Here is a 12,373-nt window from a genome sequence, read left to right as displayed (position 1 = left end):
TCAGTCGTCGAGATGCTCCTCGATGAAGGGCGCGAGTTTCTCGCGCGTCTCGGCCGGAATCGCCTCGGCGGGCGTGTTGATCGTTCCCGCCAGCGAGCCGTGCGCCTCACACTCCAGGTCCTCGGGGAACGTCCGGATCGCGTGCTCGACCGTCTCCTTGATCGCGTCCTCGTTCTTCGCGGCGTTCTTCAGGACCTCCTCCAGTGTGACCTCGCTCTCCTCGTTCCAGACGTCGTAGTCGGTCACGCCCGCGAGCGTGGCGTACGCCATCTCGGCTTCGCGGGCCAGCTTCGCCTCCGGGATCGCGGTCATCCCGACGATCTCCCAGCCCTGGTCGCGGTAGAACTCGGACTCGGCTTTCGTGGAGTACTGGGGCCCCTCGATGCAGACGTACGTGCCGCCCTCGGCGACCTCGGCGTCGGTCGCCTCGCGTGCCGACTCGGCCAGATGTTCGACGAGTTCCGGCGAGTACGGGCGAGCGAACGGCTGGTGGACGACGACGCCGTCGCCGAAGTACGAGAGGTCCCGGAGCTTCGTCCGGTCGTAGATCTGCGTGGGGACGACGAGCGTCTGTGGCGGCAGCTCCTCGCGGAGCGACCCGACCGCGTTGCTGGCGAGAACGTACTCGACGCCGGCCTCCTTCAGTGCGTAGACGTTCGCCTTGTACGGCAGGTCGGTCGGCGAGCGCTGGTGGTCGGGGCCGTGGCGCGGGAGGAAGACGACCTCCCGGCCGGTGTCGCCGAACTCGCCGATCTCGAGCGGCGCGGAGGGGTCGCCGAAGGGTGTCGTGACGTCCTCGGTTCGGGTGTTTTCCAGCGGGAGCGCCTCGTAGATGCCGCTGCCGCCGATGAAGCCGATGGTCATGGTTCGTCCGCCTCGTTCGGTCGTTCGTTGCTAAAGGGTGTGGTTTGGCGGTCGTCAGTGGAGTTGCCGGTTCTCCCCGACGAGACTTGGAGTTGTACTCCTGTTCACCCGGTCAAATCCACAGGATAAGTAGAGCGACGGAGACCGCTGTCACCACGAGAAGGAGAAAGAGGTAGCGCCGGTTTCCGCTCCCGTCGCCAGTTTGGAGCTGTTCACCCCGATGGCTGGACTGGGCGTGCTGTTCGTACCCGGTATCGTCGTTCACCACGACATACTGTTCGGAATCTGGCAAAATAAAGCTGGCTTCGCTGATTAGTGAGGCGATTGGTTCTACCCCGCTGGCACACTTCCACAACCCAGTTTCGACGGACGTGGACGACTGACGGCACGACCGCGAAACCCCCCGCGATTCTCGGCCTCTTTCAGTCCCACCCCGTGGTCGGTCGGGCCGGGCGCAGCGAGACGGACACCCGCCCGTCCGGCCGTGGGGTGTCGGCCGTTCGATCATGTAGGAGCAATCGTCGGCGATGGGAACGTCGAACAACGTCGTCGAGCGAAAATCGGATACATGCGCGCCGGTGGAATGAACAGGTATTTCGGTGGCGCAGGCGGACGAACGTGCGGTATGCTACTCGCGGGGACGGTCATCGCCGATTCGGGGACGATCATCGAGGACGGCGCGGTCGTGGTCGAGGGCGATCGCATCGCCGCAGTCGGCGGGCGGGACGTGCTCGTCGAGGAGTACCCCGACCACGAGCGCGCCGAGTACGACCTCGTGACGCCCGGCGTCGTCGGCGGGCACGTCCACTCCGTCCAGTCGCTCGGGCGCGGCATCGCCGACGACGCCCCGCTGCTGGAGTGGCTCTCCGAGCACGTCCTCCCGATGGAGGCCGGCCTCGACGCCGAGGGAATGCGCCTCGGCGCGGAACTCGGCTACCTCGAATGTCTGGAATCGGGCGTCACCACCGTCGTCGACCACCTCTCGGTCAACCACGCCGCGGAGGCGTTCGAGGCCGCCAGCGACATCGGCATCCGCGGCCGCATCGGCAAGGTGCTGATGGACCGCGACGCGCCCGACGGCTTGCAGGAGGAGGCCGACGCGGCCCTGGCCGAGTCCGAGGACCTCATCCGGCGGTACCACGGCGCGGACGACGGCCGAATCCGGTACGCGGTCACGCCCCGCTTTGCCGTCTCCTGCACCGAGGAGTGCTTGCGCGGAGCGCGGGACCTCGCTGACGCGCACGACGGCGTCCGGATCCACACCCACGCGAGCGAGAACCGGGACGAGATCGCCGCCGTCGAGGCGGACACCGGAATGCGCAACGTCCACTGGCTCGACGAGGTCGGCCTCACCGGCGAGGACGTCGTGCTCGCCCACTGCGTCCACACCGACGAGTCCGAGCGTGAGGTGCTCGCCGAGACGGGGACCCACGTCACCTACTGCCCCTCTTCCAACATGAAACTCGCCTCGGGCATCGCACCCATCCCCGACTACCACCGTCGCGGCATCAACGTCGCGCTCGGCAACGACGGCCCGCCCTGCAACAACACGCTCGACCCGTTCACCGAGATGCGCCAGGCCAGCCTCCTCCAGAAGGTCGACGCGCTCGACGCGACGACGACGCCCGCGGAACTCGTCTTCGAGATGGCGACGGTCAACGGTGCGCGCGCCGCGGGATTCGAGCGCGTCGGGAAACTGCGGGAGGGCTGGAAGGCCGACGTCGTCGGCCTCACGACCGGGGTGACCCGCGCGACCCCCCTGCACGACCCGCTCTCGCACCTCGTGTTCGGCGCGCATGGCGACGACGTCGAGTTCACGATGGTCGACGGCGAGGTCGTCTACCGCGACGGCGACCTGCTGACCGGCGACGCGAGCGGCGTCCGCGAGCGCGCACGGGAGTTCGACGTTCCCGCCGCCTGAGCGGGGACGGTGTGTCGGTCGGAGGCGGCGGAAGGCTGTGTACGTTGAGTCTACCGGCTCGGACTCTCGGGTTGTGACACGCTACCACCCGTTACGAGCGCTTAAGAGCGGTCCATTCGTCCGATCGGTATGGCCGGCCCTCCGTCTTCGAGCCGTGCGGACGACCTCACGGAGGGCGCGCTCCTTCGCCCGATGCTGCGGGTCGCCTGGCCGCTGGTCGTCATCCAGCTGCTCCAGGTGATGTACAACGTCGCCGACACGTTCTGGCTCGGCCGGCTCTCGGCGGACGCGGTCGGCGCGCTCTCACTCGCGTTCCCGCTCGTGTTCCTGTTCATCAGCGTCGGCGGCGGCTTCACCGCCGCAGGCGCGATCCTCGTCGCCCAGCACACCGGCGCGAGCAACGCCAGGGCTGGCGAAGACGGGGAGACGGACCCCGGATTCTCCGTGGCTCCCGACCGCGCCGCCGGCCGCGTGGCGGGGACGACGCTCGGGTTCGTCATGCTCGTCTCGCTCGTCATCGGCGCGCTCGGCTACCTCTCGGTCGAGCCGATGCTGGCGCTCCTGCCCGCGAACGCCGCGACAGCAACGGACGTCGTTCCGCTCGCAGCCGCGTACATGCAGGTGTTCTTCCTGGCGACGCCGTTCCTCTTCGGCTTCTTCGTGTTCGTCGCGCTCATGCGGGGGTACGGCGACACCCGCGGCCCGCTCCGCGTGATGGCGATCTCGGTCGCGCTGAACGTCGTCCTCGACCCCGTACTCATCTTCGGCTGGGGGCCCATCGACGCGTACGGCATCCAGGGCGCCGCGTGGGCGACGCTGCTCTCCCGCGCTGTCGCCACCGTCATCGGCTGGTACGTCCTGTTCGGTACTTCAGCGGGGCCCGACGTCCGACCCCCCGACCTGGTTCCCGACCTCGGCATCGTGAGGGACGTCGTGAAACTCGGCACGCCGTCGGCGCTCGAACAGTCCGGCACCGCGTTCGCGTTCGTCGTCCTGACCGCGATGGTCGCGACGTTCCCGCCGGCCGTCGTCGCCGCCTACGGCCTCGGGAACCGGCTCATCTCGCTCGTGTTCCTGCCCGCGATGGGACTCTCGCAGGCGGTGAACACGGTCGTCGGCCAGAACCTCGGCGCCGAGCGCGCGGATCGCGCGTGGCGGGCCGTCCGGGCCGCGCTGAGCGTCGTGGTGGTGGTGATGCTCCCGGTGACGCTGTTCGCCTCGCTGTTCCCCGAGGTCATCGTCACGGTGTTCCTCCCACCGGACGCGCCCGACGCCGGCACGACCATCGAGTTCGCGGCGACGTACCTCCGGACCGCGGCGCTGATGTTCGCGTTCACGGGCGTGTTTGAGGTCGGTCGCGGCGCGTTCCGTGGCGCCGGCCGGACGACGACCGCGCTGGTGTTCTCGCTGATCGCGCTGTGGGGCGTGCGCGTCCCAGCGACCTACTATCTCGTGTTCGAGGGGGGCTGGGGGACGACCGGCATCTGGTGGGCGGTCGTCTTCGGCGACGTCGTCGGCGCAGTGATCGTCGTCGCGTGGCTGCTCCGCGGGACGTGGACCACGGCCGTCGTGGACACGGGCGGTGGAGCCCCGACGGACGACTGACCGAACCCGACCACGGCTTCGCGTGTCCGGACGGACCACGCGGACGGTGCTACACCACCATCCCGCTCTGCAACAGCGCGATGAGACCTGTCAACACCGGGAGCGACAGCAGCGTCGTCACGAGGACGATGGTGCTCACGTACTCAGGGATGGAGACGCCCCCGACGTCCCTCCCGCTCGCGAACTCGGTGACGAGGATGACGGGCGTGACCGCGGCGGGCATCGCGGACTCGAGGACGAATACGCGCGCGACCGTCGGGTCCGAGAAGCCGACGACGAGGGCGACGCCGACGGCCAGCGCCGGCGCGACGCCCATCTTCAGGACGGTCGGAACGCCAACCTGCGAGAGCGCGGCCCCGTAGTCCGTCCGCGCGAGCTGGACGCCGAGGATGAGCAGCATGACCGGGATGGACGAGTCGCCGACGAGCTGTAGGGTAGTCATCGCCGCGCCGTCGGCCGCGGGGACGACGTCGAGCCAGCGGGCGCCCAGCGCGACCGGGACGGCCCAGACGAGCGGGATGTACAGCACGCGCTTGACGGCGGAGCGTCCGCCGCCGCCCCCGGCCCGGGAGGCGACGTAGACGCCGACGGTGTAGACGAGGACCGACTGGATGGCGAGATACAGCACGGCGGTCGCCCGCCCCCCGCCGGGGAACGCGAAGTCCGAGAGCGGAATGCCGTAGTTGCCGCAGTTCGGGAACGTCGCCGCGAGCACGAGCGCCGACAGGCGGGGTTCCGACTCGCCAAGCAGCCGACCCGCCGCCTCCCCGACGAGCACCATGCCGACGATGTAGGCCGTCACCGCGAGCGTCAGCTTCACGATGGTCTCCCCGGAGAACGACGCCGTCGCGAGGCTGTGGAGGACGAGCGCGGGCGCCAGCACGTAGACGACGGCGGTGTTCAGCGGTCCCGGGTCGATCTCGCGGAACCGCCCCAGTAGGAAGCCCACGCCCGCGATGGCGACGATGGGGAGGACGGCGCCGAGGAAGATGTCGAGCAGCGCCACGCCCGCGACCACGGAGGGGGCCGACAAGAGGCGTTCGGAAGCGGAGAGAACGGTGTCGACCGGATCCCGGTTACTCGGCGTCGAGCAGGCGGTAGCCGCCGTCGACCTCGCGGACCACGTCCCGACGGACCATCTCGGACATGACCTCGTCGAGACGGCCGGGCTGGGCGATCTCCATGCCGATGCGGTCGACGTCGTGGAACTCGGCGAGGTAGTGGCGGACGTCCTCCTTGCTGAACCGCTCCCGATCGGCACGCTCCATCACGCCGGAGATGAGATCGACCATGTCCTCGATGAAGTTCCAGGGGTACACCATCCAGGTCCACTCCTCAAGGCGCTCGGCGATGAAGTCGGGTTCGAACGTGGAGCTCTGAAGCAACTGGAGCGTGGCCGTCCTGATCTCGCCGCCGTCGCGCTCCTCGACGTACTCCTGGGCGCGCTTGATGGAGCCGCCGGTGTCGGCGATGTCGTCGATGATGAGCACGTCCTTGCCCTGGACGCTCCCCTCCGGCATCGGGTAGCGGACCGTCGGCTCGCCGGACTTCTCGGCCGTGCCGACGTAGTGTTCCATCTTCAGGCTCGTGAGGTCATCCATGCCGAGGAAGTCACAGATGCAGCGGCCGGCGAACCAGCCGCCGCGGGCGAGCGCGACCACCACGTCGGGCTCGAAGTCGGCCGCCTTCACCTCGTCTGCCACCTGTCTGCAGAGGTCGTATATGTACTCCCAGTTTGTGATGGTGCAGTCGAAATCGTCCGGGAGGTCGCTCATTGCGTTTGGTGTGACGGGGGGCTCGGTAAAAGGGTTTATAGGTGTGTTCGCGGGTATGATCTGGGAGTCTGATCTTTTCCTTCCGAGTGCTGGTTTCTCGCTGGATGGGGGACGATCTCGAAAGCGACACCGGAACAGGACCGAATGCGACACACCGGACACGTTCGGATGACGAGCAACATCGGACGCTGGCGCAACGCATTAGTAGCCCCACCACCGGGGTACACTCATGCGAGACACGTCGCGTCGCGCCGGGGCCGTTCCCCACCAGCGCGGCGTGTCGGCCGCCTTCTCGGGTCGGAAACCCAAACGCGCGTGACCTGCTCGCGGCGGGAGTGGCACCCCCGTCCCGGGCGACCGCGGACGACCGACGCGCGCTGACGACTACCCTGCGACCGATCACCACCGACCCACACGAATGACGACACACCACGACACGTTCGCCGGCGTCTACCCGGCGATGACAACGCCGTTCACGGACAGCAACGACGTCGACCACGAACAGCTCGCCGCCGACGCCCGACGGCTCGAAGCCGCCGGCGTCGACGGGCTCGTCCCCGTCGGCTCCACGGGCGAGTCGGCGACGCTCACCCACGACGAGCACGGCGAGGTCGTCGAGACCGTCGTCGAAGCCGTCGACGTGCCCGTCGTCGCGGGCACCGGCTCGAACTCGACCCACGAGGCCGTCGACCTCTCCGAGCGCGCCGCGGCGGCGGGCGCGGACGCGCTGTTGCTCATCTCGCCGTACTACAACAAGCCCGAGCCGCGCGGCCAGTACGAACATTTCACGGCGGTCGCGGACGCCGTCGACCTCCCGCAAGTCGTCTACAACGTCCCCTCCCGAACGGGCCGGAGCCTCGATCTCGACACGGTCGTCGAGCTGGCCGAACACCCGAACGTTCGGGGGTACAAGGCCGCCTCGGGCGATCTGAACCGCATCTCGGAGATCGTCGAGCGGACCCGCGGGGAGGCGTTCGACGTGCTCTCGGGCGACGACGGCCTGACCCTTCCGACCATCGCGGTCGGCGGCACCGGCACCATCAGCGTCGCCGCAAACGTCGAACCCGAGCGGACGACCGAACTGGTCCACGCGGCGCTCGACGGGGACGTTGCGCGCGCCCGCGACGTCCACCACGACCTGTCGCCGCTGTTCCGCGAACTGTTCCGCGAGACGAACCCCATTCCGGTGAAGGAGGCGATGGAGATCCGCGGCTACGGCCCGGCCGACCTCCGCCTGCCGCTCACCCGCGCGAGCGAGGAGACGCGAGCCGTGCTGGCCGACGTCCTCGCCGACCTGGAGGCGACGGCCGACGCCGACGGTTCGGAGGTGGAGACGGCGTGAGCGTCCGGGTCGCGGTGACGGGCGCGGGCGGTCGGATGGGCCGGGAACTGATCGAGGCGGCGGCCGACCGCGAGGACGTCTCGGTCGCGTTCGCCGTCAATCGCTCGGCCACCGGCCCCGTCGCCGGCAGCGAGGTTCACGACGCGGCCGACCTCCCCGCACTGCTTGCCGACCGCGACCCGGACGCGCTGATCGACTTCACCGGCCCCGAGTCGAGCGTCGAGTACGTCTCGGCGTGCGCGGAGGCCGGCGTCCCGGCCGTCGTCGGAACCACCGGGTTCACCGACGAGGGGGCCGAGGCGCTGACCGCCGCGGCCGAGACCGTCCCGGTGCTCCGCGCGTCGAACTTCTCTCGGGGGATCGCCGCGCTCCGGGGGGCGGTCAGAGAGGCGGTCGGAACGCTTCCCGGGTACGACGTCGAGGTGACGGAGACGCACCACGACGGCAAGCGGGACGCGCCGAGCGGGACCGCGCTCACGCTCGTCGGGGACGTCGAACGCGAGCGCCCGGACCTCACGGCGCGACGACACGGCCGGGAGGGCGACGCGCCACGCTCCCCCGAGGAGATCGGCGTCCACGCGCGCCGGGCCGGGGACGTCGCCGGCGAACACGAGGTCCTGCTCGCTGGGGACGACGAGACGCTGGAACTGACCCATCGCGCCGGTTCGCGGCGAATCTTCGCCGCCGGCGCGCTCGACGCAGCGGCGTGGGTCGCCGGACGCGAGGCGGGCGAATACGACTTCACGGAGGTACTCGAATGACGCTGGAACCCGAGATCGACGACCTGTGGCACCGCTACGACGACGGCCTGACGCCGTCCGACCTGACCGACGACGATCGGGCGACGCTGGACGCGTTCCTCGACGCCCTCGAGTCCGGCGAAATCCGGGCGGCCGAGAAGACCGGCGACTCGGTCACCTCGTGGGAGGCGAACGAGTGGGTGAAGCGCGGCGTCCTGCTCAACTTCGGCCTGCGCGAGACCGAGCGCCGCGAGTACGGCGGCGTGGGCTACTACGACGTGCTCCCGCTGCGGGAGACCGAGAGCCTCGAAGCCGGCGGCGCCCGAAACACGCCGGACGGCACGGTCCTCCGGCGGGGCGCACACCTCGGCGACGACGCCATCATGATGAGCCCGTCGTTCGTCAACATCGGCGCGTCGGTCGGCGCGGGCACGCTCGTCGACTCCTGTGACACGGTCGGCTCGTGCGCGCAACTCGGCGAGGGCGTGAAGCTCGGCGCGAACACGCTGATCGGCGGCGTGCTCGAACCGGTCGAGGACGCCCCGGTGATCGTCGAGGACGGCGTCTCACTGGGCGCGGGCTGTCGGGTCACTTCTGGGTTCCGCGTCGGCGCGAACTCGGTCGTCGGCGAGAACACGCTCCTCACGCCGAGGATTCCGGTGTACGACCTCGTCGAGGAGGAGGTCGTCTACGGCCACCTGCCCGAGGATCGGCGGGCGTTCGCGCGGTTCGTCGAGTCGAGCGTCTCCGAGCACGACCTCTTCGAGGGCGGGGCCTACAAGCCGGCCGTCGTGGCGACCCACATCGAAGAGGAGACGCTGGAGGCGACGCGGCGGGAGGACGCGCTCCGCGAATGAGCGAACCCGACGCCGACGAACCGACCGACGGAACGGGCTCGCCGGGGGCCCGCCGGCTCGCCGACTGGAACGAGGCGCGCCTGCGCGAACTCGCTGCCGAGCACGGGACGCCGCTGTACGTCACCGACCTCGACCGCGTCGCCCAGAACTGCGCGCGGTTCCGGGCCGCGTTCCCCGACGCGTCGCTCCGGTACGCGGTGAAGGCGAACGCAGGGCGCGCGGTCCTCGAAACCGTCCGGGAGGCGGGGTTCGGCGCGGAGTGTGCGTCGGCCGGCGAAGTCGGTCGCGCGCTGGAGGCCGGCTTCGGCGGCGACGACGTCGACTACACCGCGGTCAACCCGCCCGCCCGTGACCTCGACGCCGTGGTCGACTGGTGGCGCGACGGCGCGGATCTGACGGTCACCGTCGGCGCCGCGGACACGCTCGACCGCCTGCGCGAGCGGGGGTACGACGGCCGACTCTGCGTCCGAGTGAACCCCGGCGTCGGCGCGGGCCACCACGAGAAGGTGCGGACCGGGGCGGCGGCGAAGTTCGGCGTGCCCGCCGAGCGGGTCGACGAGGTCGTCGCTGACGCGCGTGCCGACTTCGAGTTCGTCGGCCTGCACGCCCACGCCGGCTCCGGCATCCACGACGAGGCGGATCTGGCTGCCCACCGCGAGTTCCTGGCGAGCGTCGCGGAACTGGCGGCCGAGGTCGGCGACCTCGAGTACGTGAACGTCGGCGGCGGCGTCGGCGTCCCGTACCGCGAGACCGAATCCCCGCTCGACCTCGACGCGGTCGCGACGGCGGTGCGCGAGGAACTGTCGGCGCTCGATGCGGCCGTGGCGCTCGAACCCGGTCGCTATCTCGTCGCCGACGCGGCCGTGCTGGTGACGCGCGTGAACACAGTCAAGCCGTCGGCGGGGGAGGTCGTCGCGGGCGTCGACGCCGGCATGACCGACCTGCTTCGGCCGGCGATGTACGACGCGTTCCACGCGATCCGCCTGCTGGACCCGGGCGCCGACGAACGGGAGGAACGACCCGTGACGGTCGCCGGTCCCATCTGCGAGAGCGGCGACACCTTCTGTGAGGGTCGCCCGCTCCCCGCCCCCGAACGGGGGGACCTCCTCGCGCTCGGTAACGCGGGCGCCTACGGCTACGAGATGGCGTCGACGTACAACTCCCGCCCCAGACCGGCCGACGTCTCGCCGGAGGGTGACGTGCTCAGGCGGCGCGAGTCGCTCGCCGACCTGACGGTGCTGGAACGATGACGACCGTCCCGTTCGTGAAGTACCACGGCACTGGCAACGACTTCCTCGTCATCGACGCCGACGAACCGGTACCCGACCGCGTCCGGTTCGCCGTCGTCCACTGTGATCGGGAGACGGGTGTCGAGGCGGGCGCTCGCCGGGGCGCGGACGGCGTCCTGTTCCTCGATCTGAACCCGGAGGCCGTCCCGGTTCGCGTCGGGATGACGCTCGTCCAGCCCGACGGCTCGGTCGCGGAGATGTGCGGGAACGGCGCGCGGTGTGTCGCCTCCTGGGCCGGCGAGCGGACCGGTGCGAGGGAGTTCGTCGTCGAGACGCCCGCTGGCGACCGACGGGCGGTCGTCCGGACGGCCACGAACGCCGTCGAGGTCGAGATGGGCAGACCGACGTTCGAACCCGCGGCCGTTCCGACGACGTGGGGCGGACCGCTGGTCGAGGAGTCGGTCGAGGGGCTGACCGTGACCGCGGTCGACACCGGCGTCCCGCACGCGGTCGCGTTCGTCGAGGACGTTGACGCGGTGGACCTCGACGCGGTCGCGCCGCCCGTTCGGAGCGCCGACGCGTTCCCCGAGGGCGCGAACGTCACCCTCGCGGAACCGACCCCGGACGGCGGCGCGGACTTCCTACAGCGGACGTTCGAGCGCGGGGTCGAGGACGAGACGCGCGCCTGCGGGACCGGCGCGGTGGCGATCCTCGCGGCGGCGCGCCGAACCGGCCGAACCGACCGAGAATCGTCGGTGGTGGCTCCGCCGGGCGGCGACCTGCGCGTTACGGTGCCCGCCGAAGGTTCGGCGACGCTCGCCGGCCCCACCGAGCGCGAGGCGACCGGATCGCTGGAGGCCGAGCCGTGAGTGCGGCGTTCGATCCGGTCGAATTTCTGGACGCGGCCGTCCGGATTGACTCCCACGGATCCGTCGACGAGATGCGCTCGTTCCTGGTCGAGACGCTCGACCGGGCCGACGCGAGTCCGGTCGTCGACGCCGCCGGGAACGTCCGGGCGACGAAGGGCGTGGGCGAACCCCACGTCGTGTTGAACACGCACGTCGACACGGTCCCGCCGGGACTGCCGGTCGAGCGGGACGGCGACGTACTCCGGGGGCGCGGATCCTGTGACGCGAAGGGACCGCTGGCGGCGTTGCTGGCCGCGTTCCTCTCGGTCGAGCCGTCGGCCGGCCGCCTCACGCTGGCGATCACGCCCGACGAGGAGACGCTCTCGACGGGTGCCCACGCGCTGGTCACGGGCGAGTACGGGGTCGGCGCTGACGGCGGTGACGACGGCGACGGCGACGACGAACGGACGGCAGCCCTCGACCCGCTCGATGGCGACCTGTTCGTCGTCGGCGAACCGACCGACTGTGACGTCTGCACGGCCGCACGCGGCCGGTTCGAGGGGACGCTCACCCTCTCCGGGAGCGCGGCACACGCGGCCGAACCGGAGTCGGGCGTCGACGCGGTCGCCGCGCTGGAGGACGCGCTGGGCGCGGTTCGGCGGTTCGACGAGGGCCGGGAGCCGCACCCGCGGCTCGGCTCGCCGACGCTCACCGCAACGGGCGTCGACGGCGGCGAGGCGACGAACCAGGTGCCCGCGGAGGCGCGACTCACGCTGGACAGGCGGTCCGTTCCCCCCGAGACCACGTCGGGGTTCCGAACTGAGTTGCTCTCGGCGGTCCGGGAGGCGGTCGCCCCCGAGGTCGGCGTCGAGTTCTCGTTCACCGAGCGGCCGACGCCGTTCCTCGAAGCGTTCGACACCGACCCGGACCACGACCTCGTCGGGACGCTCGCGGCCGCAGCACGGACCGCCGGCGCGGACGGAGACGGCTCCGTCCGGCCGTTCGGCGCGGCGACCGAGGCGTCGTACTTCGCACCCACGCCGACGGTCGTGTTCGGCCCCGGCCACCTCGCGGACGAGGCGGGTGCGGTCGCCCACGCCGAGCGGGAGTACGTGCGACTGGACCGGGTGCGGACCGCCGCGGCGGCGTTGACCCGTGCCGTGAGCGGCCTCGTCGGCTGACCGCCGCCGCT

12 protein-coding genes are annotated in these 12,373 nt (G+C 70.7%); 8 read left to right on the top strand and 4 right to left on the bottom strand.

Annotation, left to right across the window (positions count from 1 at the left end):
* Both mtnP and RJT50_RS09405 read right to left on the bottom strand, forming a co-directional pair.
* Positions 1-864: an S-methyl-5'-thioadenosine phosphorylase gene (gene mtnP / locus RJT50_RS09410; protein ID WP_313690991.1), complete on the bottom strand. Its 864-nt coding sequence runs from the start codon at positions 862-864 to the stop codon at positions 1-3.
* Between the two features lie 112 nt (positions 865-976).
* Positions 977-1,132: a hypothetical protein gene (locus RJT50_RS09405; RefSeq protein WP_313690990.1), complete on the bottom strand. Its 156-nt coding sequence runs from the start codon at positions 1,130-1,132 to the stop codon at positions 977-979.
* 357 nt (positions 1,133-1,489) lie between these two features.
* Here RJT50_RS09405 and RJT50_RS09400 point away from each other — a divergent pair, with 357 nt between their 5' ends.
* Both RJT50_RS09400 and RJT50_RS09395 read left to right on the top strand, forming a co-directional pair.
* Positions 1,490-2,785, top strand: coding sequence for a 5'-deoxyadenosine deaminase (locus RJT50_RS09400; protein ID WP_313690989.1), 1,296 nt, complete (start codon positions 1,490-1,492; stop codon positions 2,783-2,785).
* A 129-nt stretch (positions 2,786-2,914) separates the two neighbouring features.
* Positions 2,915-4,390: an MATE family efflux transporter gene (locus RJT50_RS09395; RefSeq protein ID WP_313690988.1), complete on the top strand. Its 1,476-nt coding sequence runs from the start codon at positions 2,915-2,917 to the stop codon at positions 4,388-4,390.
* Between the two features lie 49 nt (positions 4,391-4,439).
* On the opposite strand, the gene RJT50_RS09390 is transcribed toward RJT50_RS09395, so the two are convergent.
* Positions 4,440-5,396: an AEC family transporter gene (locus tag RJT50_RS09390; protein WP_313690987.1), complete on the bottom strand. Its 957-nt coding sequence runs from the start codon at positions 5,394-5,396 to the stop codon at positions 4,440-4,442.
* Between the two features lie 70 nt (positions 5,397-5,466).
* Positions 5,467-6,165, bottom strand: a complete 699-nt coding sequence (locus tag RJT50_RS09385) for a phosphoribosyltransferase (protein WP_313690985.1) — start codon at positions 6,163-6,165, stop codon at positions 5,467-5,469.
* 418 nt (positions 6,166-6,583) lie between these two features.
* Here RJT50_RS09385 and dapA point away from each other — a divergent pair, with 418 nt between their 5' ends.
* Genes dapA through RJT50_RS09355 form a run of 6 tightly spaced genes read left to right on the top strand, consistent with a single transcriptional unit; the run spans position 6,584 to position 12,362 of the window.
* Positions 6,584-7,507 (top strand): 4-hydroxy-tetrahydrodipicolinate synthase, encoded by a 924-nt coding sequence (dapA, locus tag RJT50_RS09380; protein WP_313690984.1) that lies wholly within the window; start codon positions 6,584-6,586, stop codon positions 7,505-7,507.
* The gene (dapB, locus tag RJT50_RS09375) at positions 7,504-8,268 is read left to right on the top strand and encodes a 4-hydroxy-tetrahydrodipicolinate reductase (protein ID WP_313690983.1); all 765 of its coding nucleotides are present in this window, start codon (positions 7,504-7,506) and stop codon (positions 8,266-8,268) included. The genes dapA and dapB overlap by 4 nt, the downstream gene beginning before the upstream one ends.
* Positions 8,265-9,104: a 2,3,4,5-tetrahydropyridine-2,6-dicarboxylate N-succinyltransferase gene (locus RJT50_RS09370; RefSeq protein ID WP_313690982.1), complete on the top strand. Its 840-nt coding sequence runs from the start codon at positions 8,265-8,267 to the stop codon at positions 9,102-9,104. Before dapB ends, RJT50_RS09370 begins: the two co-directional genes overlap by 4 nt.
* Positions 9,101-10,354: a diaminopimelate decarboxylase gene (gene lysA, locus RJT50_RS09365; RefSeq protein ID WP_313690980.1), complete on the top strand. Its 1,254-nt coding sequence runs from the start codon at positions 9,101-9,103 to the stop codon at positions 10,352-10,354. Before RJT50_RS09370 ends, lysA begins: the two co-directional genes overlap by 4 nt.
* Complete coding sequence (dapF, locus tag RJT50_RS09360; protein ID WP_313690979.1) at positions 10,351-11,202, top strand: diaminopimelate epimerase; 852 nt, start codon at positions 10,351-10,353, stop codon at positions 11,200-11,202. Before lysA ends, dapF begins: the two co-directional genes overlap by 4 nt.
* Entirely contained in the window at positions 11,199-12,362 is a 1,164-nt protein-coding gene (locus tag RJT50_RS09355; protein WP_313690978.1) for a M20/M25/M40 family metallo-hydrolase, read from the top strand. Before dapF ends, RJT50_RS09355 begins: the two co-directional genes overlap by 4 nt.
* Positions 12,363-12,373 lie beyond the last annotated feature (11 nt).

The sequence above is a fragment of the Halobaculum sp. XH14 genome, assembly GCF_032116555.1.
GTDB lineage: Archaea > Halobacteriota > Halobacteria > Halobacteriales > Haloferacaceae > Halorarum > Halorarum halobium.
The sequence above is the reverse complement of the archived record's forward strand: the minus strand, read 5'-3'. Positions and strand labels throughout refer to the sequence as shown.